This window comes from Rhodococcus sp. M8 (assembly GCF_015654185.1).
Taxonomy (GTDB): Bacteria; Actinomycetota; Actinomycetes; order Mycobacteriales; family Mycobacteriaceae; genus Rhodococcus; species Rhodococcus aetherivorans.
On the sequence record NZ_CP064065.1, the window covers coordinates 1,962,923 to 1,989,033 of the forward strand.

The 26,111-nt window shown below is 68.4% G+C and carries 25 protein-coding genes and 4 tRNA genes; 2 read left to right on the forward strand and 27 right to left on the reverse strand.

Annotated elements, in window-relative coordinates; genetic code table 11:
• Positions 1-35 precede the first annotated feature (35 nt).
• The 25 genes from rpoB to ISO16_RS08745 form a co-directional block, all read right to left on the reverse strand.
• Positions 36-3,542 carry a DNA-directed RNA polymerase subunit beta gene (rpoB, locus tag ISO16_RS08625; RefSeq protein WP_029545057.1) on the reverse strand — a complete coding sequence of 1,169 codons (3,507 nt, stop codon included), beginning with the start codon at positions 3,540-3,542 and terminating at the stop codon, positions 36-38.
• Between the two features lie 341 nt (positions 3,543-3,883).
• Positions 3,884-4,816: a hypothetical protein gene (locus tag ISO16_RS08630; RefSeq protein WP_072635735.1), complete on the reverse strand. Its 933-nt coding sequence runs from the start codon at positions 4,814-4,816 to the stop codon at positions 3,884-3,886.
• A gap of 20 nt (positions 4,817-4,836) precedes the next feature.
• Entirely contained in the window at positions 4,837-5,430 is a 594-nt protein-coding gene (locus tag ISO16_RS08635; RefSeq protein ID WP_043800607.1) for a hypothetical protein, read from the reverse strand.
• 95 nt (positions 5,431-5,525) lie between these two features.
• Entirely contained in the window at positions 5,526-6,773 is a 1,248-nt protein-coding gene (locus ISO16_RS08640; protein ID WP_029545063.1) for an MCE family protein, read from the reverse strand.
• Positions 6,773-8,053 carry an MCE family protein gene (locus tag ISO16_RS08645; protein ID WP_006931303.1) on the reverse strand — a complete coding sequence of 427 codons (1,281 nt, stop codon included), beginning with the start codon at positions 8,051-8,053 and terminating at the stop codon, positions 6,773-6,775. The genes ISO16_RS08640 and ISO16_RS08645 overlap by 1 nt, the downstream gene beginning before the upstream one ends.
• Positions 8,050-9,300, reverse strand: coding sequence for an MCE family protein (locus ISO16_RS08650; RefSeq protein ID WP_006931305.1), 1,251 nt, complete (start codon positions 9,298-9,300; stop codon positions 8,050-8,052). The genes ISO16_RS08645 and ISO16_RS08650 overlap by 4 nt, the downstream gene beginning before the upstream one ends.
• Positions 9,300-10,295, reverse strand: a complete 996-nt coding sequence (locus ISO16_RS08655) for an MCE family protein (RefSeq protein ID WP_003937627.1) — start codon at positions 10,293-10,295, stop codon at positions 9,300-9,302. The genes ISO16_RS08650 and ISO16_RS08655 overlap by 1 nt, the downstream gene beginning before the upstream one ends.
• A complete protein-coding gene (locus ISO16_RS08660) occupies positions 10,292-11,371 on the reverse strand; it encodes an MCE family protein (protein ID WP_006931307.1) in 1,080 nt (359 codons plus the stop codon). Before ISO16_RS08660 ends, ISO16_RS08655 begins: the two co-directional genes overlap by 4 nt.
• Positions 11,368-12,735 (reverse strand): MCE family protein, encoded by a 1,368-nt coding sequence (locus tag ISO16_RS08665; RefSeq protein WP_006931309.1) that lies wholly within the window; start codon positions 12,733-12,735, stop codon positions 11,368-11,370. Before ISO16_RS08665 ends, ISO16_RS08660 begins: the two co-directional genes overlap by 4 nt.
• Positions 12,732-13,592, reverse strand: a complete 861-nt coding sequence (locus ISO16_RS08670) for an MlaE family ABC transporter permease (protein WP_029545068.1) — start codon at positions 13,590-13,592, stop codon at positions 12,732-12,734. The genes ISO16_RS08665 and ISO16_RS08670 overlap by 4 nt, the downstream gene beginning before the upstream one ends.
• A gap of 4 nt (positions 13,593-13,596) precedes the next feature.
• Positions 13,597-14,397: an MlaE family ABC transporter permease gene (locus ISO16_RS08675; protein WP_006931311.1), complete on the reverse strand. Its 801-nt coding sequence runs from the start codon at positions 14,395-14,397 to the stop codon at positions 13,597-13,599.
• 8 nt (positions 14,398-14,405) lie between these two features.
• On the reverse strand, positions 14,406-15,503 hold the full coding sequence (locus ISO16_RS08680; RefSeq protein WP_029545069.1) for an ABC transporter ATP-binding protein: 1,098 nt from the start codon (positions 15,501-15,503) through the stop codon (positions 14,406-14,408).
• Positions 15,504-15,821: 318 nt separating this feature from the next.
• Positions 15,822-16,208 (reverse strand): 50S ribosomal protein L7/L12, encoded by a 387-nt coding sequence (gene rplL / locus ISO16_RS08685; protein ID WP_006940888.1) that lies wholly within the window; start codon positions 16,206-16,208, stop codon positions 15,822-15,824.
• A gap of 105 nt (positions 16,209-16,313) precedes the next feature.
• Positions 16,314-16,847: a 50S ribosomal protein L10 gene (gene rplJ / locus ISO16_RS08690; RefSeq protein WP_006940886.1), complete on the reverse strand. Its 534-nt coding sequence runs from the start codon at positions 16,845-16,847 to the stop codon at positions 16,314-16,316.
• 386 nt (positions 16,848-17,233) lie between these two features.
• Positions 17,234-17,947, reverse strand: coding sequence for a 50S ribosomal protein L1 (gene rplA, locus ISO16_RS08695; RefSeq protein WP_006940876.1), 714 nt, complete (start codon positions 17,945-17,947; stop codon positions 17,234-17,236).
• Between the two features lie 127 nt (positions 17,948-18,074).
• Positions 18,075-18,509: a 50S ribosomal protein L11 gene (gene rplK / locus ISO16_RS08700; RefSeq protein WP_003937618.1), complete on the reverse strand. Its 435-nt coding sequence runs from the start codon at positions 18,507-18,509 to the stop codon at positions 18,075-18,077.
• Between the two features lie 70 nt (positions 18,510-18,579).
• Positions 18,580-19,434, reverse strand: coding sequence for a transcription termination/antitermination protein NusG (gene nusG, locus ISO16_RS08705; protein WP_072635736.1), 855 nt, complete (start codon positions 19,432-19,434; stop codon positions 18,580-18,582).
• Positions 19,435-19,480: 46 nt separating this feature from the next.
• Complete coding sequence (gene secE, locus ISO16_RS08710) at positions 19,481-19,906, reverse strand: preprotein translocase subunit SecE (protein WP_050035600.1); 426 nt, start codon at positions 19,904-19,906, stop codon at positions 19,481-19,483.
• Positions 19,907-19,938: 32 nt separating this feature from the next.
• A tRNA-Trp gene (locus tag ISO16_RS08715) sits at positions 19,939-20,011 on the reverse strand.
• Positions 20,012-20,185: 174 nt separating this feature from the next.
• Complete coding sequence (gene hadB, locus ISO16_RS08720; RefSeq protein WP_006940870.1) at positions 20,186-20,611, reverse strand: (3R)-hydroxyacyl-ACP dehydratase subunit HadB; 426 nt, start codon at positions 20,609-20,611, stop codon at positions 20,186-20,188.
• Positions 20,598-21,173 (reverse strand): (3R)-hydroxyacyl-ACP dehydratase subunit HadA, encoded by a 576-nt coding sequence (hadA, locus tag ISO16_RS08725; RefSeq protein ID WP_006940869.1) that lies wholly within the window; start codon positions 21,171-21,173, stop codon positions 20,598-20,600. Before hadA ends, hadB begins: the two co-directional genes overlap by 14 nt.
• 87 nt (positions 21,174-21,260) lie before the next feature.
• Positions 21,261-21,428 (reverse strand): 50S ribosomal protein L33, encoded by a 168-nt coding sequence (gene rpmG / locus ISO16_RS08730; RefSeq protein WP_003937613.1) that lies wholly within the window; start codon positions 21,426-21,428, stop codon positions 21,261-21,263.
• 58 nt (positions 21,429-21,486) lie between these two features.
• Positions 21,487-21,562 (reverse strand) — tRNA-Met (locus ISO16_RS08735).
• A gap of 44 nt (positions 21,563-21,606) precedes the next feature.
• A tRNA-Thr gene (locus tag ISO16_RS08740) sits at positions 21,607-21,679 on the reverse strand.
• Positions 21,680-21,937: 258 nt separating this feature from the next.
• Positions 21,938-22,023 (reverse strand) — tRNA-Tyr (locus ISO16_RS08745).
• A gap of 147 nt (positions 22,024-22,170) precedes the next feature.
• On the opposite strand from ISO16_RS08745, the gene ISO16_RS08750 reads away from it, so the two are divergent.
• The gene (locus ISO16_RS08750; protein WP_072635817.1) at positions 22,171-22,662 is read left to right on the forward strand and encodes a YajQ family cyclic di-GMP-binding protein; all 492 of its coding nucleotides are present in this window, start codon (positions 22,171-22,173) and stop codon (positions 22,660-22,662) included.
• Positions 22,663-22,674: 12 nt separating this feature from the next.
• Here the strand turns inward: ISO16_RS08750 and htpX are convergent, their stop codons facing one another.
• On the reverse strand, positions 22,675-23,535 hold the full coding sequence (gene htpX / locus ISO16_RS08755; protein ID WP_006940863.1) for a zinc metalloprotease HtpX: 861 nt from the start codon (positions 23,533-23,535) through the stop codon (positions 22,675-22,677).
• Between the two features lie 108 nt (positions 23,536-23,643).
• The gene (locus ISO16_RS08760; RefSeq protein WP_072635738.1) at positions 23,644-24,690 is read right to left on the reverse strand and encodes a polyprenyl synthetase family protein; all 1,047 of its coding nucleotides are present in this window, start codon (positions 24,688-24,690) and stop codon (positions 23,644-23,646) included.
• A gap of 137 nt (positions 24,691-24,827) precedes the next feature.
• Between ISO16_RS08760 and ISO16_RS08765 the strand changes: the two genes are divergently transcribed.
• Entirely contained in the window at positions 24,828-26,099 is a 1,272-nt protein-coding gene (locus ISO16_RS08765; RefSeq protein WP_050035601.1) for a geranylgeranyl reductase family protein, read from the forward strand.
• Positions 26,100-26,111 lie beyond the last annotated feature (12 nt).

The window sequence follows — 26,111 nt, forward strand, 5'->3', positions numbered from 1 at the left end:
CCGGCTGAGCGGGGCGTATCTCATCGGGTCGGCTCCTAGTTCGCGAGGTCGTCGACCGTGGCCGACTCGTTGCGGGAAAGGTTGATGCCCAGGTTGGCCGCCGCCCGCTCGAGGTCCTCGTCGTCGCCGTCGGCCATCGCGATGGCCGCGCCGTCGCTGGACAGCACCTCCACGTTCAGGCACAGCGACTGGAGCTCCTTGAGGAGCACCTTGAAGGACTCGGGGATGCCCGGCTCCGGGATGTTCTCGCCCTTCACGATGGCCTCGTAGACCTTCACGCGGCCCACCACGTCGTCCGACTTGATGGTGAGCAGCTCCTGCAGCGTGTACGCCGCACCGTAGGCCTGCATGGCCCAGCACTCCATCTCACCGAAGCGCTGGCCACCGAACTGCGCCTTACCACCGAGCGGCTGCTGGGTGATCATCGAGTACGGGCCGGTCGAACGCGCGTGGATCTTGTCGTCGACCAGGTGGTGCAGCTTGATGATGTACATGTAGCCGACCGACACCGGGTACGGGAACGGCTCGCCGGAGCGACCGTCGAACAGCGTCGCCTTGCCGTCGGGGCCGACCATGACCTCGCCGTCGCGGTTCGGCAGCGTGGAGCCCAGCAGGCCCGTCAGCTCGTCCTCGCGGGCACCGTCGAACACCGGGGTGGCGATGTTGGTGTTCGGCTCGGCGGCGAGCATGTCGTCGGACAGGTTCTTCGCCCACTCCGGACGCTCGCCGTCCCCGGCCACCTGGACGTTCCAGCCGGCCTTGCCGATCCAGCCGAGATGCGTCTCGAGGATCTGGCCGATGTTCATACGACGCGGAACACCGTGGGTGTTGAGGATGATGTCGACCGGGGTGCCGTCGGGCAGGAACGGCATGTCCTCCTGCGGGAGGATCTTGCCGATGACGCCCTTGTTGCCGTGCCGGCCGGCGAGCTTGTCGCCGTCCTGGATCTTGCGCTTCTGCGCCACGTACACGCGGACCAGCTCGTTGACACCCGGGGGCAGATCGTCGTCGTCCTCGCGCGAGAACACGCGGACGCCGATGACCTTGCCGGTCTCGCCGTGCGGCACCTTCAGCGACGTGTCGCGCACCTCGCGGGCCTTCTCGCCGAAGATCGCGCGCAGCAGCCGCTCCTCGGGGGTCAGCTCGGTCTCGCCCTTCGGGGTGACCTTGCCGACGAGGATGTCGCCGTCGCGCACCTCGGCACCGATGCGCACGATGCCGCGCTCGTCGAGGTCCGCGAGGACCTCGTCGGAGACGTTGGGGATGTCGCGGGTGATCTCCTCGGCACCGAGCTTGGTGTCGCGGGCGTCGATCTCGTGCTCCTCGATGTGGATCGAGGTGAGCACGTCCTCCTCCACGAGGCGCTGCGACAGGATGATCGCGTCCTCGTAGTTGTGGCCTTCCCACGGCATGATCGCCACGAGCAGGTTCTTGCCGAGCGCCATCTCACCGTTCTCGGTGCAGGGGCCGTCGGCGAGGACCTGGCCGGACTCGACGCGCTGGCCCTCGTCCACGATCGGCCGCTGGTTCGAGCAGGTGCCCTGGTTCGAGCGGTCGAACTTGCGCAGCCGGTAGGTGCGACGGGTGCCGTCGTCGGCCATCACGGTGATGAAGTCGGCCGAGACCTCCTCGATCACGCCCGACTTCTCGGTGACGACGACGTCGCCGGCATCGACGGCGGCACGCAGCTCCATGCCGGTACCGACGACCGGGGCCTCGTTGCGCACCAGCGGCACGGCCTGACGCTGCATGTTCGCACCCATGAGGGCACGGTTGGCGTCGTCGTGCTCGAGGAACGGGATCATGGCCGTGGCCACCGACACCATCTGCCGCGGCGAGACGTCCATGTAGTCGACCTCGGTCGCCGCGACGAACTCGACCTCGCCGCCCTTCTTGCGGACGAGGACGCGCTCCTCGGTGAAGCGGCCGTCGGCGTCGACCGGCGAGTTGGCCTGCGCCACGACGTGGCGGTCCTCCTCGTCGGCGGTCAGGTAGTCGACCTGGTCGGTGACGATGCCGCCCTCGACCTTGCGGTACGGGGTCTCGATGAAACCGAACGGGTTGACCCGCGCGTACACCGAGAGGGAGCCGATCAGGCCGATGTTCGGGCCTTCCGGCGTCTCGATCGGGCACATGCGGCCGTAGTGCGAGTGGTGGACGTCGCGGACCTCGAGGCCGGCCCGCTCACGGGACAGACCACCGGGGCCGAGCGCCGAGAGGCGGCGCTTGTGGGTCAGGCCCGACAGCGGGTTGTTCTGGTCCATGAACTGCGACAGCTGGGAGGTTCCGAAGAACTCCTTGATCGCGGCCACGACGGGACGGATGTTGATCAGCGTCTGCGGCGTGATGGCCTCGACGTCCTGGGTGGTCATCCGCTCGCGGACGACGCGCTCCATGCGGGACAGGCCGACGCGGATCTGGTTCTGGATGAGCTCGCCGACGGTGCGCAGGCGACGGTTGCCGAAGTGGTCGATGTCGTCGACCTCGACGGGAACCTCGACGCCGCCGGGCGCCGTCATGGTGGTCTCGCTCGCGTGCAGGCGCACCAGGTACTCGATCGTGGCGACGATGTCTTCCTCGGTGAGGGTCGACGCCTCGATCGGCTGGCCGGCGTTCAGGCCCAGCTTCTTGTTGATCTTGTAACGTCCCACGCGCGCCAGGTCGTAGCGCTTGTCCTTGAAGAAGAGGTTCTCCAGCAGGGTCTGCGCGCTCTCCTTGGTGGGCGGCTCGCCCGGGCGCAGCTTGCGGTAAATGTCGAGCAGCGCCTCGTCGGTGCCGGCCGTGTTGTCCTTCTCGAGGGTGGACATCATGATCTCGGAGAAGCCGAAGCGCTCGACGATCTGCTCGTTGGTCCAACCGAGGGCCTTGAGCAGCACGGTGACCGGCTGGCGGCGCTTGCGGTCGATCCGCACGCCGACGGTGTCGCGCTTGTCGACGTCGAACTCGAGCCACGCGCCGCGGCCCGGGATCACCTTGACGCTGTGCAGGTCCTTCTCGGTGCTCTTGTCGACCGCGCGGTCGAAGTACACGCCCGGGGAGCGCACCAGCTGCGAGACGACGACACGCTCGGTGCCGTTGATGATGAACGTGCCCTTGTCGGTCATCATCGGGAAGTCACCCATGAAGACCGTCTGGCTCTTGATCTCGCCGGTGTTGTTGTTGATGAACTCGGCAGTGACGAACAGCGGCGCCGCGTACGTCATGTCCTTGTCCTTGCACTCCTCGACCGAGGCCTTGACCTCGTCGAAGCGCGGATCGGAGAAGGACAGGGACATCGACCCGGAGAAGTCCTCGATCGGAGAGAGCTCCGCCAGGATCTCCTCGAGGCCACCGACGACGGGGCCGTCACCGCGCTCGGCAGCGAGCGCGCGCCAGCGCTCCGAGCCGATCAGCCATTCGAAGGAATCTGTCTGTAGATCGAGGAGCCCAGGGACTTCGAGAGGTTCGCGAATCTTCGCGAACGACACCCTCTTCGGGGCTCCGGGGATTCCGGCAACTGCCTTGGTCTGGCTAGAGACTGCCAAGATGCGTCCTTCCAGCACCTCACGCGGGCCGCTCCAACCGGTGCGACCGCCGCTGTACCTGCTTCTTCATGTGGGGCGTTATCGCTGGTCGCAACCCGAACGACAACCCCACCACGAAGTCGGCGGAACGAGCCCCGAAGGGCAACGCTCCCGGCGATGCGGTCGAAGGATGGACAGGAGGCAGCCAGCGCAAAGTCCGAACTTACACCCAAAAGTCGCAGATGTCGAGCGACGGCACGAAAAGAAGCGCCCGACCCCGGGCGCCCAGGACGCGTATTCGTGCGTGCGTACCGATAGAGTGACCGCTCACGCCGCCCGCGTCAAGAGCAACCAGGCCGATTGTCCCGTCGGAACGTCCGTCACCGGTCCCGGATCTCGGAGACCAGCCACTTGCCGTCGATCCTCTCCATCCGCACCAGCAGCGGCGCCGACGCACTGCCCTGGGCGACCGCGTCGCCCGTCGCGCTGACGCTGATGAACGCCGCGACCTCGGCGCGGTCGTCGTCGAGCATCGACGCACCGATGTGGTCGATCCGCACCTCCGTCGCGGTGTGCGTCTGCACCGCGGCCTGCTTGGTGACCTCCGCGGTCAGGTCGAACTCCTCCCGCATCGGCGGGGTGAGGACCTCGCGGATCTCGGCGAAGTCCTGGTCGATCGTCTCGTGGTTGTAGCCGTGCATCGTCTCGATCGCATGGCCGGCGGCAGCGGTGACCTCCGCCGTCGCGGCGCTGTCGACCCACGCCTCGTTGCTCACCGTCGCACCGGGACGGGCGGCAGCGACCGCGGCGAACGCACCGAGTGCGACCGCGGCACCGCCGAGGATCGCCACCGGGCGCCAGCTGCCGCGCGCGACGGTGCCGCCGGGCTGCTCCCCCGGCTCCCGCTCCGCTCCGGCGTCCTCGACCGGTGCCGGCGTGCGCAGGCCGGGAGCGCTCTTGCGGGCCGTCTCGGACCCGGAAGCCGTGGGGGCTTTCCCGGCCGGCTCCACCGGGGCCGGTGTGGGCGCCTGTGGCGCGGTGGTCGCGGACGGCTCGGACCCGGTCGTCGCGGGCCCGGTCACCGCGGGCCCGGTCACCGCGGGCCCGGTGGTCGCGGGCCCGGTGGTCGCGGACTCGGTCGTCGCGGGCTCGGTCGTCGCGGGCTCGGTCGTCGCGGGCTCGGTCGTCGCGGGCTCGGGAGTCGCGGGGCGGGCGGCACCGCCCGGGGCCGGGGTCCGGCCCGTTCCCGCGATCTTGGGCCGCCGGCCCCTCGGGGGACCCATCGGATTGGGCTTGCGACGCTGCGGGGGCACTACACACTCTCCTTCATGGCTCACTCGCCTCCGGCGGATCCGGGATCGGCCGGTGCAGGCGCAGGAGCGCCCGGGGCGGGCGCGGGATCGGCCGGCGGCGCGGGTTGCTGCGCTCCTTCCACGGGCCCGCCGCCGAGCTGCACCGAGTCCAGCGGCTGGATCGTCTCCGCCTTCCAGATGTCGCCGTCCTTGCGCATCGCCACGTTCACGGTGACCTTGTTCTCGACGAAGTTGTCGGGCCAGGTGGTCTTCACCGCCAGGACGATCAGGGCGTTCGCCGTGTTCGCGTCCGTGTCCAGCGCCGTCAGGGAGCCGAACAGCACGTTCGCCGACATTCCCGTGCCCGTCTGTGCCACCTGCTGACGGATCTGCTGCTCCGTCGCGGCCAGGTCGCTGTTCAGGGCCTCACCGGTGATCGACGAACGCATGTTCTCGATCGACCGGTCGACGTCGGCGGCGTCGACGCTGTTGAGGTTGATCGCGGCCTGCATCGCCCCGGACAGGGCGGCGTCCCGCGCATCGGCCGTCGGGCGGTCGGCGAGCAGGGCCCGCCCCCATCCGAAGCCGAACCAGGCGGCCGCCACGAGGGCGATCACCGCCAGCACGCTCACCACTGCCAGGACGATCCTGCGTATCTTGTCGCCGCCCGCCCCCGCCGTCTGCGGGGGACGGGACGTCGTGTCTGCGGTCACTGCACCAACCTACTTACCTACTTCGGGGTGACTCCGAGCAACGGCGCGAGCTGCGTCGCGATCGGATTCAGATTGAGCTTGTCCGGATCCTGCTTCGGCGTGAAGTCCCACGGCTGGATCGTCGCCGGGTCGGCGAACACGATCCGGTTCGCGCTCCGCACGCCGGTGACGCTGCCCTGCGGGGCCTCACAGGACGCCTCCGTGTTGAACGGAAAGTCCTGTTGGGTGTCGTCGAAGTTGGGATCCCGGCGCTGCATCTCGTCGAGGATCGCCTGAGTGCCCTCGTACCCGAGGGTGCACGACGGCGGGTTGTTCGTCTCGAGCAGGATGCCCTGCCGGACCGTGCCGTCGCCGGGCGCCACCGTCCCGGCGCTGGCCGCCACGGCCGGCAGGAACGCGAGCAGCGGCTGCAACGCGACGGCCTGCGGGCCGAGCTTGTCGCCGAGCAGCGCCAGGTTCGTCAGGTTCGCCGTCAGGCCGGGGCCCGAATCCGCGACCAGCTGCGTGAGCTCCTCGCTCGCCGCCGTCCCGGTCTCGAGGAGGCGACGGACGTCCGGGTCGCTGTCGCGCAGCTGCGCGGTCACCAGGTCCAGATCCGCGCTGAACTGCCGGATCGCCGACGCCTGCACCGACTGGGTGTCGAGCACCGTTTGGCTGTCGCGGATCAGCGACACCGTCTGCGGCAGGTACTGCACCCCGGCGTCGCTGAGCTGGGCCAGGGAGTCCACGAGGGTCTGCAGCTGGCCACCGCGGCCGTCGAACGCCGCCCCCAGCTCGGTCACCACCGTGCGCAGCGAGTCCACCGGCACCGACCGGACGAGCGCGTTCGTGCTCACCAGCAGGTCCTGCACGGGCACGGGCACGTCGGTGGCGTCCTGGCCGATGACCGATCCCGCTTCGAGGTAGGGGCCCTCGTCGGTATCCGGTTGCAGATCGACGTACTGCTCGCCGATCGCCGACCGGTTCGCCACCACGGCACGGGTGGACGCGGGGATCTGCGGCCCGCCGTTGTCGAGGAGCAGCGTGACGTCGATGCCGTCCTCGGTCAGGCCGAGCTCGCCGACCCGCCCCACCGGCACGCCCCGGTAGGTGACCTCGGCGTTGGTGAAGATGCCGCCCGAATCGGCGAACCGTGCGTGGACGGTGTACTGCCCGAACCCGAGCAGGTTGTCGAGGCGGACGTACCGCGCGCCGACGAACACCACCCCGAGCAGCGCGATCACCACGAACGCGACCAGCTGTATCCGCAGCATTCGCGATCTCATCATCGCCCTCCCCCGACTCCGAGCTGGTTCAACAGGCCCTCCAGCGGATTGGCCGGCGCCGGGTCGTCGCCGGTGTCCGCCGCCGCGGCCGGCTGACCGGGCAGCGTCACCCCCGGCGGCAGTTCGAGTCCCACGGGCAGCTTCGGCGCCGGCAGCACCGGCAGCAGCGAGACCGTCGGCCAGCCCGGCCTCGGCCCGTTGCCGTTGTAGTACGGGTTCGACGGATCCACGACGGGCTTGGGCTCGCCGAACTTCGGCTGCCGGTAGACCGGCTCGCCCTGACCGACGCCGAGCGAGGCCAGCGCGTCCCCGATCTGCAGGTCCACGGCGAGGAACAGGTTGACCGAGCCACCGAGGGCGATCTTCTCGACCCCGTCGGGGAACGGCACCGTCGGGATGAACGGCAGCGCCTTCACCAGATCGTCGCCGGAAGCGGCGAGCTGCTGCAGGGTGGGGCGCAGGGCCAGCAGGTCGGCGATGAGGTCCTCCTTGGACTGGTCGAGCACGTCGGTGCCCACCGTCCCCAGGCGGTCGAGCTGACCGAGCAGTTCGGTCAGCTGGGGCCGCTGCTGTTCGAGCACCGCGGTGGCCACCGGCAGGTCGTCGAGGATCGCCGCGATGCGGTCGTTCTGTTCCGCGACCCGGACGGTGAGCACATCGAGGCCGTCGAGGGCGCGGGTGATGTCGTCGCGCTGCTGGTTGAGACCGTCGATGAGCCGATCCGCCTGTTGCAGAAGGCTCTTCGTGGTGCCTTCCCGGCCCTCGAACGCGGTGGACAGCTCCTCGACCACCGGCTGCAGCTGGCCGACGCCGCCGCCGTTGAGCAGCAGCGAGAGGGCGCCGAGCACGGGCTCGAGTTCCGTGGCGTGCCGGGTCCGGTCCAGCGGAATGACGTCGCCGTCGGCGAGCAGTTCGCGCGACGGGTCGCTCGGCGGCGGACTGAGCTGGACGAACTTCTCGCCCAGCAGACTGGTCTGTTCCACCGCGGCATACGCGTTGGCCGGCAGCTCCACTGCCGAGTCGACCACGATCCCGACGTCGGCGGTCCACCCGTCGGGACCGACGGAGACCGTCTCCACCCGGCCGACGGGCACGCCGTCCACCTTGACGGTGGACTGCGGCACGAGGTCGAGCACGTCGTCGAACTGCACGGTCACGTGGATCGGGTCGGACCCGACGTCCGCACCACCGGGCAGGGGGAGGCTCGCGGCCCCGCCGCACCCCGACACCGCCAGGGCCGTCACGCAGGCCCCGGCACCGAGAATCGCCGAGCGTCTCACTGTCCGCCCCTCTCCAGGTCCAGGCGCGGTGACTCGACACCGGGCACCGTGCCGGGAACCACCCGGCGCTGGATGTTCTCGCCGCTCAGGACGCCGAACGGCAGGATCAGATCCGGCGTCCGGACGTCGTTGGTGATCTGCTCGGCGAGGCCGGAACACTGATCGATCAGCGGCTGCATCTGCCGGCCGAGCTGCTCGAACCTCGGGTCACCCGGCACGAGCCGACCGAGGTCGATGAGCTTGCACATCACGCCCGCCGGATCCTGCAGATCGGTCACCACCAGGCGGGAGGCGAGCGACCCGGACTCCGCGTCGTAGGAGTTGACGAGGTTGCTCACCGCCAGGGGCAGCAGGGTCAGCGAGTTCACCAGTGAATCCCGGTTGGCGGCAAGGTTGTTCGTCACCGGGACCAGAGCGTCCACGTTGTCCTTCAACGCCGCCTGATTGTCGTTGACGAACTGCGCGACCACCCCGAGCGACTCCGACAGCTGGTTCAGCGCGAGCCCGAGATTCTCCCGCTCGCCGGCCAGATAGCCCGACAGGTCCGACAACTGCGCGTTGAACTCGCGCACCTGCTGATCGTTAGCCGCCAGCGCGGACACGAAGATCTGCAGGTTCTCGATGGTGCCGAACAGGTCGCCGCGCGACTCGTTGAGCGTGCGCGACGCGGCGGAGAGCTGCTCGATGGTCTGGCCGAGCGCGGCACCGTTGCCTTCGAGATTCTCGGCGCCGGTCTCCACGAAGCGCGTCAGGGCGCCGTCCTTGTTGGCACCCTCGGGACCGAGCGCCCGCGACAGCTCGTCGACGCTGGCGTACAGCTGATCCACCTCCACCGGGGTGGCGGTCCGTTCCCGCGGGATGACGGCGCCGTCGGCCATCGTCTCGCCGCCGGTGTACACCGGGGCGAGCTGCACGTAGCGGTCCGCGACGACCGACGGGGTGATCTGCACGGCCTTGGCGTCGGCGGGGATGTCGACGCCGCGGTCGACCCGCATGTCCACCCGCACCTGGTCCCCTTCGGGGACGACCGCGGTGACCTTGCCGACCTCGACGCCGAGGACCCGGACACCGGACCCCTCGTACACCCCGACGGCCTTGTCGAAGTAGGCCGTGATCTCGGTGGTTCCCATGCGGTTGAAGACCCACCACAGCACACCGGCGATCAGTACCACGGCCGCGGTGATCGCGGCGATCAGCAGCACCATCGGGCCGCGCCGTGAGCCGCCACCGGACTCGGCATGCGACATCAGTTCTCTCCCAACGTGCGAACCGGATCGCGGTATCCGGGGATCTCCGGCAATCCGGGCGGAATGAGGTTCACGACGACCTGGTCGAACCAGCGGCCGTTGCCGACGACATTCGAGTACAGCCGGACGAACGGCTCGTACAGCTTCATCGCGCGGTCCAGATCGTCGTTGCGGTCCTGCAGGATCTGCACCACTCCCCGGAGCTGGTCGAGCGCCGGGCCGATCGTCGCCTCGTTGTCGCGGACCAGACCGGTCAGCTCGGCAGACAGCCGCTGCGTGCCCGTCAGCAGCTGCGAGATGGCCTGCTGCCGGTTGTTGAGTTCTGCGATCAGCAGGGCGCCGTCGCTGATCAGCCGGTTGAACTCCGCGTTGCGGTCGGCGAGGATCTGCGAGGTCCGGCCGGTCGCCTCGAGCAGCCGTTTGAGCTCCTGGTCCCGGCTCGCAACGGTCTGCGAGAGCCGGGTGACTCCGTCGAGCGAGGCCCGGATGTCGTCCGGTGTCTGCGAGAACGCCTCCGAGAGCGTGTCGAAGCTCGTGGCCAGCTGTTCCGAGTCGATCTCGCCCAGGGTGGTGGCCGCGGACGAGAACGCCTCGATCACGTCGTACGGGGCTACGGTGCGCGACAACGGGATCCGATCATCCGGGTCGAGCACCTCGGTGCCCCGCGGCTCGAGGGCGAGGTACTTCTGGCCGAGGATCGTCTTGATCTGGATCGAGGCCGAGGTGTCGTTGCCGAGCCAGGCGTCCTTGACCTTGAACGACACGAGCACCCGGTCCCCGTCGAGCTCGATGTCGGTGACCTGACCGACCTTGACTCCGGCGATGCGCACCTCGTTGGTGGGCTTGAGGCCGGCCGCCTCGGTGAACTCCGCGCGGTAGGTGGCGCCGGCCCCGATGATCGGCAGCGAATCCAGGAAGAACGCCGACAGGGTGGCCAGCAGGACCACGAGAATCCCGAGGGCGCCGGACACGGCCGGACTGCGACGTCTGCTCATCGTCCCTGCAACTCCTGCATCCCGTCCTGCGTGCACCGCTTGGCGGCGTTGGTGTAGATCGGCTGGTTCACCGTGGGCAGGCCGGTCGGCAGGTTCAGGTACGGAACCGAACCCGGGCCGGCGATCACGTCGATGCCGCACAGGTAGAACTGGAACCACGACCCGTAGCTCGCGACCCGGCCCAGCTTCTCGAGCTTGACCGGAAGGGTGGCGAGGACCTCGTCGACCGCGTCGCGGTTGCTGTTCAGGTTCGCCCCGAGCTGCTGCACCGCTGTGACGGAGCCGGCGATGGCCGGCCGGGTCGGCTCGAGCAGATCGGCCGTCGCGTCCGTCAGCCCGGCCAGCGACTGCACGGCCGCACCCACCGTGTCGCGGTCGGCGGCCAGCCCGCTGACCAGCGCCTGCGTGTTGACGAGCAACGAGTCGAGCTGATCGTCCCGCTCGTTGATGTTGGTGAGCACCGAGTTCAGGTTGTCGATGACCGCACCGATGACCCGGTCCTTGTCGGCGATCGTGTTGGTCAGGCTCGCCGTCGTGCGCACCAGGTCGTCGATGGTTCCGGCCTCGCCCTGGAACACCTGGACTATCTGCGACGACAGCGTGTTGACGTCCTCGGCGCTCAGGGTCTGGAACAGGGGCCGGAACCCGTTGAACAGGGTGGTCAGGTTCACGGCCGGCTTGGTGCGCTCCAGCGGGATGGTGTCGCCGCCGGTCAGCTTCATCCCCTGCATGCCCTCGCCCTGGTCGAGGGCGATGTAGCGCTGGCCGACGAGCGTCCGGTAGCGGATCGTCGCGGTCGTCGCGGCGGGCAGCCAGTCCCGGTCGGACATCGAGAACGTCACGCGCGCCTCGCGCCGGTCGACGATCTCGATCTTCTCGACCTGGCCGACGCGGACGCCGGCGATTCGGATGTCGTCGCCCTCGTTGAGCGACGTCACGTCCGTGAAGATCGCGTGGAATTTCGTGCCTCCGCCGCCGCCGAGGCTCGCGATGGTCGCCGCGAGCATTCCGGTGGCGAGGATCGTGACCACGGCGAAGACGATCAGCTTGATCAGCGGTGCTGCCAGGCCTCTCATCGGAAGCTCACCTCCGTTCCACGCAGTGCGGGCGCGCCCAGGCGCGTCGTCCAGGTCGGCACGTCCTCGGGCGCGATGCCCGTCGCCTCCGCGTACACGACGCCGAGGGCGTCCTGCTCGGCCCGCGACCCGGTGTACGAGACCTGCGTCGTCGCCGGGGTCGTCCCGATCAGCTCACCGACGTCGTCCGGCACCCCGGACCCCTCGGGGGCCGGGAAGTACGACATGGTCTCCGGGCCCGGGTTGCGGGACGGCACCTGGTAGGAGCCGTCGTTGATCGAACCGCCGGGGTACTGCGGGAAGAACCGGCCCGGGGCCGTGACGTTGTCGTAGCAGGTGGGGCCGCGGACGTCGAGCAGGCGCGGCTCGTCCTGGTTCGGCAGGTACCGGCCCTTCGGATTGACGAACTGGACGCTCGCCCGCACGCCGGGGAACGGATCGTCGGCCGCGAGCACCCCCGCAGCCGCGGGTGCCGCGTCGGCGAAGCCCTTCAGCATGCACGGGTACGACGGCGAGTACCGGGCCAGCAACTGCAGGGCCTGCTTGGAGTCGGCGGCGATGCTGATGATCGAGCCGGCGTTCTGCTCGAGCAGCCCGGCGGTCGCCGACGACGCCCCCGTCGCCGTGACCAGCAGAGTCTCGAGCTGGTTCTCCTGTTCCACCACGGTGTTGCCGGTGGTGCGCAGGTTGTCGAGGGCGCTGATCAGATCGGGCGCGGCGTCGGAGTAGGTCTGGGAGAAGTCCGCGAGCCCGCGCAGGTCCTCCTGCACGGCCGGGAGCTCCACGTTCACCTCGCGGAACACCTGCTCGAGCCGGTCCACGGTCTGCCCGAGGGTCTCGCCGCGGCCGCTCAGGCCCTGGGCCAGGGCGCCGAGGGTGTTCGCGAGATCCTGCGGTGGGATGGCCTCGAGCAGGGGCAGCAGCCCGTCGAGCACCTCGCCGAGTTCGACGGTCTCGGCGCTCGTGTCCTGCATCAGGGTGTCCCCCGCCTGGATCGGGCGCGCCGGCCGGTCCGGGAGGATCAGCGAGACGTAACGCTCCCCGAACAACGTCTTCGGCAGCAGCTGTGCGGTCGCGTTCGCGGGGATCAGGCCGGCCTTGTCCGGTTCGAGCGCGAGATGTGCGGTCACCGTCCCGCTCTCGGCCGACGTGCCGCGGACCTCGCCGACGATCAGTCCGCGCACCTTCACGTCCGCGTTCATCGGCAGCGCGTTGCCGACCTCGTCGGTCACGAGGTCCACCTCGACGACCTTCTTGAACGTCTTGTTGTACATCGCGATGGTGACGAACAGGAACAGACCCAGCACGACGAAGAACAGCAGGCCGAGAACCCTCCGCTTGAGGGTCGAGGGAGTCGGGTTCATCCGGCCACCCTCACGGTCGTGGTGGTGCCCCAGATGGCGAGGCTGAGGAAGAAGTCGAGCACGGCGATCGTGACGATCGCGGTGCGCACCGCACGGCCGACGGCCACGCCGACGCCCGCGGGTCCCCCGCTGGCGTTGAAGCCGTAGTAGCAGTGGATGAGGATCAGGAAGAAGGCGAAGACGAGGACCTTCCCGAAGGAGTACAGCACGTCCTCGGGCGGCAGGAACAGATTGAAGTAGTGGTCGTACGAACCCGACGACTGCCCGTTGAACAGGGTGCTGATCACGCGTGTCGCGAGGTACGCGGCGAGCAGGCCGATGATGTACAGCGGGATGACGGCGACGAAACCGGCGATCATCCGGGAGGTGACGAGGAACGGCACCGACGGCACCGCCATCACCTCGAGCGCGTCGATCTCCTCGCTGATCCGCATCGCACCGAGCTGGGCGGTGAAGCCACAGCCCACCGTCGCCGACAGCGCCAGGGCCGCGACGATCGGGGCGAGTTCACGCGTGTTGACGTACGCCGACAGGAAGCCGGTGAGCACCGAGGAGCCGAGCTGCTCGAGGGCGGCGTAGCCCTGCAGACCCACGACGACGCCGGTGAAACCGGACATCATGGCGATGACACCGATGGTGCCGCCGATGACGGCGAGCGCGCCGCTGCCGAAGGTGACCTCGGCGAGCAGCCGCAGCACCTCCTTGCGGTAGTGGACGAGGGTGCGCGGGGTCCACGCGATGGCCCGCGCGTAGAACGACATCTGGTCGCCTGCCCGATCCAGCATGTCGAGAGGAGCGCGCACGATTCTGCGCCCGCGGAGCCAGATGACGTCTCCGCGGCCCTTTGCGATTGTCATCGAGTCAGGATCCCTTCGCCGGAACGATCTGCAGGTACACCATCGTCAGGATCAGGTTCGCGAAGAACAACAGAAGGAAGGTGATGACGACGGTCTGGTTGACGGCCTCGCCGACCCCCTTCGGTCCGGCACCGGGGTGCAGGCCCTTGTAGGCCGCGACGACGCCGGCGATGACACCGAAGATCGCCGCCTTGATCTCGGCCACGTAGAGGTCGGGCAACTGGGCGAGGGCCGAGAAGGACGCCAGGTAGGCGCCCGGGGTACCGCCCTGCAGGATCACGTTGAAGAAGTAGCCGCCGGCGATGCCGACGACGGAGACGAGTCCGTTGAGCAGCAGCGCGATGAGAACCATCGCGAGCACGCGCGGGACCACCAGGCGTTGCACGGGGTTGATGCCGAGCACCTCCATGGCATCGATCTCCTCGCGGATGGTGCGCGATCCGAGATCGGCGGTGACCGCGGAGCCGGCCGCGCCGGCGATCAGCAGCGCGGTCACGATGGGACTGCCCTGCTGGATCACGGCCAGCACGCTGGCGGCGCCGGTGAACGACTCCGCGCCGAGCTGCTTGATCAGCGACCCGGTCTGCAGCGAGACCACAGCGCCGAACGGGATTGCCACGAGGGCGGTGGGCAGGATCGTGACGCTCGCGATGAACCACGCCTGCTCGATGAACTCGCGGAACTGGAACGGCCGGCGGAAGGTGTTCCGCACGACGTCGACGAACAACTCGACGATGTTTCCGGCCTGGGTGAGTGCACCGTGTATCGGACGCACGAACGAGCTGGTGCCCGATCCGACCCCCATGTGTGCTCCTAGCTTCTGTGGCGGGCGGACTCGTCGTACCCGTGACCGGGGTACGCCGGGATGACCTGCGTGTCGTCGTCGCGGAAGGAATGCTCGGGGTAGGCCGGCGCGGCGTGCGTCCCGCCGGTCTCCTCGAAGGACTCGAGGATGGCCTGCTGGGCGGCCTCGGGCAGGGTGTGCAGGATGTGCCGCACCCGCTCCTGCCGGCGGGCGACGGCCTGCCGCTCGGGCATCCCCGGGGTGGCCTTCATCTGCGGCACGATGCCCTCGACGTCCTCCACCCCACCGGCGTGGTGCCCGGCGTCGACGAGGGCCTGCTCCTGCGCCATCGTCGCCTCGTCCTTCTCCTCCGACATCCCGATCGGCCCGATCATCGTGCCGTTGAGGAACTGCTTGACCACCGGCTCGTCGCTGGTGAGCAGCACCTCGCGCGGACCGAACATCACCAGCTCCCGGCGGAACAGCATCCCGATGTTGTCCGGCACCGTCCGCGCCAGGTTGATGTTGTGCGAGACGATCAGGATCGTCGCGTCGATCTCGGCGTTGATGTCGATCAGGGTCTGGCTGATGTAGGTGGTGCGCACCGGATCCAGCCCCGAGTCCGGCTCGTCGACCAGGATGATCTGCGGATCGAGCACCAGCGCCCGCGCCAGCCCGGCCCGCTTGCGCATGCCACCGGAGATCTCGCCCGGCAGCTTGTCCTCGGCGCCGAGCAGACCGACGAGCTCGAGCTTCTCCATCACGATCTTGCGGATCTCGGACTCGGACTTCTTGGTGTGCTCGCGCAGCGGGAACGCCACGTTGTCGTAGAGGTTCATCGACCCGAACAGCGCACCGTCCTGGAACAGCACCCCGAACAGCTTGCGGATCTCGTAGAGCTCCTTCGAAGAGCACTGCAGGATGTCGGTGCCGTCAATGACGATCGAGCCCCGCTCCGGGCGCAGCAGACCGATCAGCGACTTGAGGAACACCGACTTGCCCGTACCCGACGGGCCCAGCAGCGCCGACACCTCACCCGCCGGCAGCGTCAACGTCACGTCCTGCCAGATCCGCTGAGACCCGAAGGACTTCGTCAACCCCTCGACAGCTACTTCGACTCCCACCATTACCTCCGCACGGCTCGATGCTGTTCCCCACTGTGGATTGCGTCACTGTAGCGCATCGAAGTGTTACCTGTGACACGGGATCCTACTAGCGAGTAAGAACACAGGTCAACTCGGGCATAACCCCCTTCGATCGGGGGGATGACCTGCGCTTATGCCGTCCCCGTGCGGCACCGACGCCAACTTAGCGCGGATGGTTTCCGCGCGCTCGGCAAACCGGTCACGAATGCGCGAAAAGGCCGCTGCCCACGGACGTGAGTCCGTGGGCAGCGGCCTTGCCGAAGCGCTCGACCGCGGTGCGGTCGGGCAGCCGGGTTCGTCTTACTTGACGGCGACCTTGGCGCCGGCCTCTTCGAGCTTCGCCTTGGCAGCCTCGGCGGCATCCTTGGCGACCTTCTCCAGGATCGGCTTCGGAGCACCCTCGACGAGGTCCTTGGCCTCCTTCAGGCCGAGGCCCGAGACGATCTCACGGACGACCTTGATGACCTGGATCTTCTTGTCGCCGGCACCCTCGAGGATGACGTCGAACTCGTCCTGCTCGGACTCGGCCTCGGCGGCGGCGGCCGGGGCACCGGCAGCGGCGACGGCGACCGGAGCGGCAGCGGTGACCTCGAAGGTCTCCTCGAAGGCCTTCACGAACTCCGAGAGCTCGAGGAGGGTCAGTTCCTTGAACGCGTCGAGCAGCTCTTCGGTGGTGAGCTTCGCCATGGTGGCGGTCCTTCCTTGTGGATCCCATGTCGCTGATCCGCGACCGGATGGGATGCGCGCCGGGGCGCGCGGGGTGGGTGGGTCAGTGATTCGCGATGGTGCGGATCAGCTTGCGGCAGACTCCTGGTCCGCCATCTTCTCCTGCAGAGCGGCCGCGAGACGGGCCACCTGCGAGGCAGGAGCGTTGAACAGGCCGGCGGCCTTTGCCAAGTTGCCCTTCATCGCGCCGGCGAGCTTGGCCAACAGCACCTCGCGGGACTCGAGGTCCGCGATCTGGTTGACCTGATCCACGGACAGCGCAGCGCCGTCCATGTAGCCGCCCTTGATGACGAGCGCCTTGTTGTCCTTCGCGAAGGTCTTCAGGGCCTTCGCAGCGTCGACCGGCTCGCCCTTGATGAACGCAATGGCGGTCGGTCCGACGAACAGGTCGTCAAGGCCCTCGACGCCCGCCTCTGCGGCGGCGCGCTTGACCAGGGTGTTCTTGGCGACGGAGTAGGTGGCACCCTCTCCGAGAGCGCGTCGCAGCTGCGTCAGACTGGTCACCGACAGACCACGGAACTCCGTGATCACGGCGGCCGTCGAGTCCTTGAACTGCTCGGTGATCTCCGCAACCGCAGAAACCTTCTCAGGCTTTGCCATACTTCGCCTCCTCTCAGTAACAGTCGTTTTCCCGCTCGGGAAGTTCCACTCGAAATCCGCAAAATGCAAAACGCCCCGGTGCAGGGCACACGGGGCGTACAGAGAGAAAGACGGCATCGCAACCGATGTCGTATCTCCCCTACCTCGTCCTCCTGCGTGGGCCGCCGGGCAATCCCGGACCTTCAACCGAGTCCGCGAGCGGATCCGGTGACCAACGGTCTTGGGTAGAACATGATCGGGGTGAAGATCGGCACGCGCCGAACTCCGCAGGCAAGCGTACCCGACCGGATGTGCGGACGCAAAACGGCCGGCACGGAGCAGTTCCGTGCCGGCCGTTTCGTGCCGGCCGTTTCGTGCGCTGACCGCGAAGACTGGAGACCAGCCTCCTACTCGGCGTCCTCCAGGAGGTTGCGAGTGCGCGACGGGTCCACCGGGATGCCCGGTCCGGTGGTGGTCGCGATCGTCACCTTCTTGACGTAACGCCCCTTCGCGGTGGACGGCTTCGCGCGCAGGACCTCGTCCAGGGCGGCACCGTAGTTCTCCACCAGCTTCGCGTCGTCGAACGACGCCTTGCCGATCACGAAGTGCAGGTTCGAGTTCTTGTCGACGCGGAAGTTGATCTTGCCGCCCTTGATGTCGGCAACAGCCTTGGCGACAGCCGGGGTGACCGTACCCGTCTTCGGGTTCGGCATCAGGCCGCGCGGACCGAGGACACGCGCGATGCGGCCGACCTTGGCCATCTGGTCCGGGGTCGCGATCGCGGCGTCGAAGTCCAGCCAACCGCCCTGGATCCGCTCGATCAGGTCCTCCGCGCCGACGGCGTCCGCACCCGCGGCCTCGGCCTCGGCGGCCTTCTCGCCGACCGCGAACACGATGACGCGGGCGGTCTTACCGGTGCCGTGCGGCAGGTTGACCGTGCCGCGGACCATCTGGTCCGCCTTGCGGGGGTCCACACCGAGGCGCATGGCGACCTCGACGGTGGCGTCGTAGTTCTTCGACGAGGTCTCCTTCGCGAGCCGAGCGGCCGCGAGGGGGCTGTAGAGCGTCGAGGCGTCGATCTTCTCAGCGGCGGCGAGGTACGCCTTGCTGCGCTTTGCCATTGTTCTGTCCTAACTTGTCACCGGAAGGTGAATGGTTCGGTCGTGGTTGTCGAGCCTGGCCGGCCCTCCCACGGGTTCCTGCTCCGGGGCTTCGTCAGCCCTGCGGTGTCACAACGCGTCGCGGCGCTCAGCCCTCGACCGTGATGCCCATCGAACGCGCGGTGCCGGCGATGATCTTCGCGGCAGCCTCGACGTCGTTGGCGTTCAGGTCTTCCTGCTTGGTCTTGGCGATCTCGCGCACCTGGTCCATGGTGACCTTGGCGACCTTGGTCTTGTGCGGCTCGCCGGAGCCCTTCTGCACGCCCGCGGCCTTCAGCAGCAGCTTGGCGGCCGGCGGGGTCTTGAGCTTGAAGTCGAACGAGCGGTCCTCGTAGACCGTGATCTCGACCGGCACGACGTTGCCGCGCTGCGACTCGGTCGCGGCGTTGTACGCCTTGCAGAACTCCATGATGTTGACGCCGTGCTGACCCAGTGCGGGGCCGACCGGCGGAGCCGGGTTGGCCTGACCTGCCTGGATCTGGAGCTTGATGAGCCCGGCAATCTTCTTCTTCTTCGGGGGCATCTCTATTCCTAGTTTCTTGCTCGGTGTGGTTCTTGCGTACTGCTATCGCAAGCTTGAGTGGGTCGGACCCTCAGATCTTCGACACCTGGTTGAAGGACAGCTCCACCGGGGTCTCACGACCGAAGATCGACACCAGGACCTTGAGCTTCTGCTGCTCGGCGTTGACCTCGCTGATCGAAGCCGGCAGCGTCGCGAACGGTCCGTCCATCACGGTGACGGACTCGCCGACCTCGAAGTCCACCTCGATGGCGGGCTTGACGGCGGTCGCGGCGCCCTCGGCGGTCGTGGCGGCGGCTGCGGCGGGCTTCTTCTTCGCCTGCTGCGGCAGCAGGAACTTCACGACCTCTTTGATCGTCAGCGGCGACGGGCGCGAGGTGGCACCCACGAACCCGGTGACGCCGGGGGTGTTGCGCACCGCGCCCCACGACTCGTCGTTCAGCTCCATGCGCACCAGGATGTAGCCCGGCAGGACCTTGCGGTTGACCTGCTTGCGCTGGCCGTTCTTGATCTCGGTGACCTCTTCGGTGGGCACCTCGACCTGGAAGATGTACTCGCTCAGGTCCAGGTTCTGCACGCGGGTCTCGAGGTTGGCCTTGACCTTGTTCTCGTAGCCGGCGTAGGAGTGCACGACGTACCAATCGCCGGGCTCGAGCCGCAGCTGCTTCTCGAGGGCCTCCGCCGGATCGACCTCCTCGGCCGGTGCCTCTTCGGCCTGTGCCTCTTCGGCCACCTCGTCGGCCTGTGCCTCTTCGGCCTGTGCCTCCACGGGCGCTTCGGGCTCGTCGCCGGACGTCTCGTCGGTTTCGATGCCCGCCTCTGCCGACTCGTCGGCCGCGTCCGCGGTCACGGAGTCGTCAACAAAGACCTCGTCCGAAACGCGCTCTTCGGCCGAGGGCTCGTAGGAGTCGTTCTCGGGGGTGCTCACCGGGCACTTTCCTCTCGTCGATCACATTCGCCGGCACGCTGACGCGCTAACCGAACAACCAGCTGACGCCCTTCACGAACGCCAGATCCAATCCAAAGATGAGCGCGGTCATGACCGCCACGAAGACCACGACGACGGTCGTGTACGTGACCAGCTGCTTGCGATTCGGCCAGATCACCTTGCGGAGCTCGGCGAGGACCTCACGGAAGAAGCGCCGCAGGCGCTTGAAGATGTTCTCCGTGCCCTGGGCACCGGAGCGGGAGGCGGACTTGGCTGGCGCCTTCGAATCGGGCCGCCGGGTGGCAGCCACCGCGGTCGACGCAGGAGCGGCCGAACGCTGCTGGGACCTCTTGCCGGTGGGAGCAGCGGACGCGGAGGAAGCGTCGGGGGTCGCGTCGGTCGCCGATCCGGCGTCGACAGGGTTGGAAGTCCCTGCAGTACCGCCGTCGCGCTTACCGCGCTCCTCGCTCACATCGTTCCTCTCGGTCGCTGGCCGTCCGGGGGCAGGGGCGACAGGACTTGAACCTGCAACCTGCGGTTTTGGAGACCGCTGCTCTGCCAATTGAGCTACGCCCCTTTGGTCGATGCCTCCGCCGGGAACCGGCGTCTCGATCGACCCATCTGCGACCACATGACATGCGCGCCACCCCGCGGACCGTGGAGGTCCTCGAGAGCAGCGCGCTGCGCTATGCGATCCCAGAAGTCTTAGTGTACTTCATAGCCCCGGGACAAACCCAATCCGCCCGGCCGGTCAGGCCAGACGGACCGTTGCCGTGGCCCGCCCGAAGATCTTACGCCCTTCGGACTTTGCCACGATCGCGACCACTGCTGTCTTGCTGTCCGCGTCCACCGACTTGACCTTGCCGGAGAACTCCACCTCGGCGGCCCGATGGGCCTCGACGTAGACCGGACTGGTGAACCGAACGTTGTACTCGGTCACCGCTCCTGGGTCACCGAGCCAGTCGGTGACGAAGCCGGCCGCGATGCCCATGGAGAGCATGCCGTGGCCGACCACATCGCGCAAGCCGGCGAGCTTGGCGACCTCGTCGCTCCAGTGGATCGGGTTGGGATCACCCGACACACCCGCGTAGTTCACGAGGTTACCGCGGGTGAGCGTGACCACCCGCGCGGGCAGCTCTTCCCCGACCGAGACGTCCTCGAACCTACGGAGCGACATGCATCATCACATCCTTGACTGCGTGGGCGATGTTCTCGTCCACCTCGCCACCGGTGCGGCCCACCAGGGTGGTCCACGTGGTCATCACGACGTTGTCGTGCTGATCCGTGATGATGTTCTTGGTGGTGATGATGTCGCTGCCGGCGGCCTGACGGAAGTCGTCGAGGTACACGTCGCAGAACAGTCGATCGCCCACCTGGATGGGCCGGTGGAACACCAGCCGCTGGTCCGTCTGCATGATCTGGCTGAGGTCGTATCCGGTGACGACCTCGTCGAACAGCTTGCGCTGGGCGATCATGCCGACGATGGAGACGAAGGTCAGCGGAGCGACGAGGCCGTCGTAGCCGAGGCCCTTGGCCGCTTCCTCGTCGTGGTGCGCCGGATTGTTGTCCAGCACGGCACGCGCGTACTCGCGGACCTTCTCGCGCCCGACCTCGTAGAAGTCCTCGACACGATAGTGATGGCCGACCATCGAGGCCGCATGTGCCGCTGCATCGAACTGGATCCCGGCCTGTTCGGTGCCGTCCACGACCGATTCTTCACTCACGGATATGCCCGTCATACGCAAAACTCCCGCAAATTCGCCCGGACGCCGGCCGGCGTGGGCGAGTTTGCGGAGAGCTCACGCGTCGACGTCGACCCTGTACGACTACTTCGACTCGCGGTGGGCGCGATGAGTGCCGCAGTTGGGGCAGAACTTCTTCAGCTCCAACCGGTCGGGGTCGTTGCGACGGTTCTTCTTCGTGATGTAGTTGCGGTGCTTGCACACCTCGCAGGCCAGGGTGATCTTCGGCCGAACGTCGGTTGAGGAGGCCACGGGATGCCTTCTTTCGCGTCAATCTGATCAACGACGATCAGGGTGGTTCATTCAACTTTGGTAGCGGTGACCGGACTTGAACCGGCGACGCAACGATTATGAGTCGTTTGCTCTACCAACTGAGCTACACCGCCTCGGTGTCGAGTGTCGCGAACAACGGCGGCACCACAATCCAGCGAGCCCCCTGACGGAATCGAACCGTCGACCTTTTCCTTACCATGGAAACGCTCTGCCGACTGAGCTAAGGGGGCGCGACCACCGTGAGCATCTCTGCTCGCTGCGGCCTCCAAAAGATTACACACACTCCTCTGCAGGAACAAAATCAGCAGCTCAGGGGCCATAAATCGGCTTTCCGGCGGCTTCCGCGCGCATCCGGCGAGGTGCTCCCCAGCCCCGCCCCGGCACGGGCCCTGCCTTCGAGCGCCGGCGGGACCCGGCACGGACGACGTCCCGGTACCCGAACGGCTGCAATGCAGAACGGCCCCGATCCGTTCGGATCGGGGCCGTTCTGGTGGCAGGTGTAGGATTCGAACCTACGTAGGCGTAAGCCGACGGATTTACAGTCCGCTCCCATTGGCCGCTCGGGCAACCTGCCGGGCGCGATCGGGACCGTGTCCCTGGCGCGTTTGAAACAATACAACGCACACCCCCCTGTTGTGCAAACCGGGTGGACAGCGGCACTGCGCCACCCGATAGCGTCGGGGCGGCAACCCGTACAGAACCGATCCGAAGTGGAGTGCTCGTGGCTGATTCGTCGTTCGATGTGGTGAGCAAGGTCGACCGGCAGGAGGTGGACAACGCGCTGAACCAAGCCGCCAAGGAACTCGGCACCCGCTTCGACTTCCGCAACACCGGGGCGAGCATCGAGTGGAGCGGCGAGGAGTCCGTCACCCTGACCGCCGACACGGAGGAGCGCGTCAATGCCGCCCTCGAGGTGTTCAAGGAGAAGCTGATCCGCCGCAATCTCTCCCTCAAGTCATTCGACGCCGGCGAGCCCACCCAGTCCGGCAAGGTCTACAAGATCAGCGGATCCCTGGTGCAGGGCATCAGCGCCGAGAACGCCAAGAAGATCTCCAAGCTGATCCGCGACGAGGGCCCGAAGGGTGTCAAGGCGCAGATCCAGGGCGAGGAGCTGCGCGTGAGCAGCAAGAAGCGCGACGACCTGCAGGCCGTGATCGCACTGCTCAAGAACGCCGACCTCGACATCGCGCTGCAGTTCGTCAACTACCGGTAGGCCCCCGGGGCGCTACCCGCCGCGGGCCATGCGCTCGAGCCGGTCGATGCGCTCGGCCATGGGCGGGTGGGTCGAGAACAACCGGCTCACCCGCTCCCCCGCCCGGAACGGGTTGGCGATCATCATGTGCGACTGCGCGGCGATCCGGGGTTCGGGCGGCAGCGGCGCCGCCTGGGTGCCCCGCTCGAGCTTGCGCAGCGCCGACGCCAGCGCCAGCGGATCGCCGGTGAGTTCGGCGCCGGACTGATCCGCCTGATACTCGCGCGAGCGCGACACGGCGAGCCGGACGACCGTCGCCGCGATGGGCCCGAGCAGCGACACCAGCAGCAGAGCCAGCGGATTGGTGCCCTGGTCGCGGTTGCCGAACATGTTCGCGAACAGTGCGAGATTCGCCAGCCCCGAGATCACCGCCGCCATCGCCCCGGCCACCGACGAGATCAGGATGTCCCGGTTGTAGACATGCGACAGCTCGTGCCCGAGCACGGCGCGCAGCTCCCGCTCGTTCAGGATCTGCAGGATTCCGGTGGTGCAGCACACCGCCGCGTGGCGGGGATCGCGGCCCGTCGCGAACGCGTTGGGCGCATTGGTCGGGCTGATGTAGAGCCGGGGCATCGGCTGATGGGCCGTGGTCGCGAGCTCGCGCACGATCCGGTACACCACCGGCGCCTCCACCTCGGTGATCGGTTGGGCGTGCATCGCACGCAGCGCCAGCTTGTCGCTGTTGAAGTACGCGTAGGCGTTCATCCCGACAGCGAGAACGATCGAGCCGATCAGGATCGTCGGGTTCCGGAACAGGGCGCCGATGAACACGATGAGGGCGGACATCCCGATGAGGAGCCCCGCCGTCTTCAGCCGGTTCGCATACCCGTGCACGTCACGCCTCTTCCCGATTCGTCGATCTTGCTCGAATGTTCAACGAAACAGGGCGGGGAGCGGGTTCCCCACCGTCACTCCCCGCAACGGCCGTCCCGGCTTCCGGGTCTACCCCACGCGCGCAATCGTGTAGTCGACGAGCCGTCGCAGGGCCTCGTTCGCCGGTCCCGGCGGCAGCGACGCCAGCTCCGCGCGGGCCTTGTCCGCGTACTCGCCCAGCGTCCGCTTCGCGGCGGCCATCCCCGGCGACCGTGCCAGCAGCATCAGGGCCTCGTCGACGGCGGCCTCGTCCTCCACCGGCCCGGCCAGCAGTTCCCGCAGCCGGTCGGCCTCGGGTCCGGACTCGCGGAAGGCGTAGAGCACCGGAAGGGTGTGGACCCCCTCACGCAGGTCCGTTCCCGGAGTCTTGCCGGACTCCACCGAGGCCGACGAGATGTCGATGATGTCGTCGGCGATCTGGAACGCGGTGCCGACGGCGTCGCCGAGCCGTTCCAGTTGTGCGATCTGTTTCGCATCCGCGCCGGAGAACGTCCCGCCGAACCGCCCGCTCGTCGCGATCAGCGAGCCGGTCTTCTCCCACACCACCTTGAGGTAGTGCTCGACCGGGTCGCGTTCCTTCCCGGTGCCGATGGTCTCTCGCATCTGCCCGGTCACGAGTTCGGCGAACGTCTCGGCGATGGTCCGCACGGCGTCGGGGCCGAGGGTCGACACCAGCCGCGACGCGTGGGCGAACAGGAAGTCCCCGGCGAGGATGGCGACGCTGTTGCTCCACCGCGCGTTGGCGCTGGGCGCCCCCCGGCGCATGGTGGCCTCGTCCATCACGTCGTCGTGGTACAGCGTGGCCAGGTGCACCAGTTCGACCGCGGTCGCCGCCGTGACGACCGCCGCATCGTCGGGCTCCGGCCCGAGCTGGGCGGTGAGGAGCGTGAACAGCGGACGGAACCGCTTGCCGCCGGCCTTGGCGAGATGCAGCGCGACCTCGGTCAGGAAGTCCTCGCCGTCGGACAGCTCCGAGATCAGCAGTTCCTCGACCCGGGCGAGGCCGTCCCGGACGGCGGCCGCCAGGACCGGATCGCCGAGGTCCACCCCGGCCACCACCGTGTCCGACGTCGCGCCGGACGGACCGGCGGACTGCGCCGCCCCTTCAGTGCTCACGATGAGATACCCATCCTGTTCTGTCGACCCGGCTGTTGCTGTCCGCTGTCGAATCGGCTCCACGGTAGTGAACCTAGCCGCTCCGCCGGGCGGCTACCTCCCCGAGGCACCGAAGCCGTGCCTGGAAAGATGGAGCCGTGGTGGCAGAACACGCTGCGTCCGAACCGCGGCACAACCTTTCCGAGATCCCCGACCGTACCGACGTGCTCGTCGTCGGCGCAGGTCCCGCAGGGTCGGCAGCCGCCGCCTGGGCGGCCCGCGCCGGGCGCGACGTGCTGCTCGTCGACGCCGCGACCTTCCCCCGGGACAAGACGTGCGGCGACGGCCTGACGCCGCGGGCGGTGGCCGAGCTCGACCGGCTCGGCCTCGGCGACTGGGTGCGCACGCGCACCGTCAACCGCGGCCTGCGGCTCGAGGGTTTCGGCCGCAGCCTCGAGCTGCCGTGGCCGTCGGGTTCCTTCCCGGCGCAGGGCAGCGCCGTGCCGCGCACCGAACTCGACGACCGGATCCGCCGGGCCGCCGTCGAGTCGGGCGCCGGTATGGCCGAGGGCGCCAAGGCCGTCGCCGTCGAGCGCGACGAGTCGCGGGTGACCGGTGTGACCTTCGCGACCGCGGGCGGTCGGCGCACCGTCGCGTGCGAGCGGCTCGTCGTGGCGGACGGGGTCCGGTCCCCGCTGGGCAAGCTGCTCGGCCGGCAGTGGCACCGCGACACGGCGTACGGGGTCGCGGCCCGCGCCTACGCCACCTCCCCCCGCAGCGACGACCCGTGGATCACGTCGCACCTGGAGTTACGCGACGACGCAGGCGCGCTGCACCCGGGCTACGGCTGGGTGTTCCCACTGGGTACCGGCGAGGTCAACATCGGCGTGGGCACCCTCGCGACCGCGAAGCGACCGGCCGCCGGATCGCTGCGGCCGCTGATCGAGCTGTACGCGTCGCGGCGCCGCGGCGAGTGGGGCCTCGGCGAGACCACCCGCGTGGCGTCGGCGCTGCTGCCGATGGGCGGTGCGGTGTCCGGGGTGGCGGGCCGGAACTGGGCCCTGATCGGTGATGCCGCGGCGTGCGTGAACCCGCTCAACGGCGAGGGCATCGATTACGGCCTCGAGGGTGGGCGGCTCGTCGCCGGCGTCCTCGGCGCGGACGACCTCACGCAGCTGTGGCCGGCTCTGCTGCGCGAACGCTATGGCCGGGCGTTCTCCGCGGCCCGGCGGCTGGCCGGCCTGCTGACGCTGCCGCGGTTCCTGCCGGCCACCGGGCCCGTCGGGATGGGCTCGACGGCGCTGATGACGGTGGCCGTCCGGGTCATGGGCAACCTGGTCACCGAGCGCGACGAGGATCTCGTCGCGCGCGCGTGGCGGGCCGGGGGCGGCGCGTCGCTGCGGTGGGACCGCCGGCCGCTCTTCGCCTGACCCCGCCGGCCG

Excerpts from the sequence above, each read along its gene's own strand:
- hadB (WP_006940870.1), bottom strand. The coding sequence starts at position 20,611 with ATGTCGCTCCGTAGGTTCGAGGACGTCTCGGTCGGGGAAGAGCTGCCC.
- hadA (WP_006940869.1), bottom strand. The coding sequence starts at position 21,173 with ATGACGGGCATATCCGTGAGTGAAGAATCGGTCGTGGACGGCACCGAA.
- rplA (WP_006940876.1), bottom strand. The coding sequence starts at position 17,947 with ATGGCAAAGCGCAGCAAGGCGTACCTCGCCGCCGCTGAGAAGATCGAC.
- ISO16_RS08675 (WP_006931311.1), bottom strand. The coding sequence starts at position 14,397 with ATGGGGGTCGGATCGGGCACCAGCTCGTTCGTGCGTCCGATACACGGT.
- ISO16_RS08650 (WP_006931305.1), bottom strand. The coding sequence starts at position 9,300 with ATGTCGCATGCCGAGTCCGGTGGCGGCTCACGGCGCGGCCCGATGGTG.
- ISO16_RS08660 (WP_006931307.1), bottom strand. The coding sequence starts at position 11,371 with ATGAGAGGCCTGGCAGCACCGCTGATCAAGCTGATCGTCTTCGCCGTG.
- ISO16_RS08655 (WP_003937627.1), bottom strand. The coding sequence starts at position 10,295 with ATGAGCAGACGTCGCAGTCCGGCCGTGTCCGGCGCCCTCGGGATTCTC.
- rplK (WP_003937618.1), bottom strand. The coding sequence starts at position 18,509 with ATGCCCCCGAAGAAGAAGAAGATTGCCGGGCTCATCAAGCTCCAGATC.
- ISO16_RS08665 (WP_006931309.1), bottom strand. The coding sequence starts at position 12,735 with ATGAACCCGACTCCCTCGACCCTCAAGCGGAGGGTTCTCGGCCTGCTG.
- rplL (WP_006940888.1), bottom strand. The coding sequence starts at position 16,208 with ATGGCGAAGCTCACCACCGAAGAGCTGCTCGACGCGTTCAAGGAACTG.
- ISO16_RS08640 (WP_029545063.1), bottom strand. The coding sequence starts at position 6,773 with ATGAGATCGCGAATGCTGCGGATACAGCTGGTCGCGTTCGTGGTGATC.
- ISO16_RS08680 (WP_029545069.1), bottom strand. The coding sequence starts at position 15,503 with ATGGTGGGAGTCGAAGTAGCTGTCGAGGGGTTGACGAAGTCCTTCGGG.
- ISO16_RS08670 (WP_029545068.1), bottom strand. The coding sequence starts at position 13,592 with ATGACAATCGCAAAGGGCCGCGGAGACGTCATCTGGCTCCGCGGGCGC.
- rplJ (WP_006940886.1), bottom strand. The coding sequence starts at position 16,847 with ATGGCAAAGCCTGAGAAGGTTTCTGCGGTTGCGGAGATCACCGAGCAG.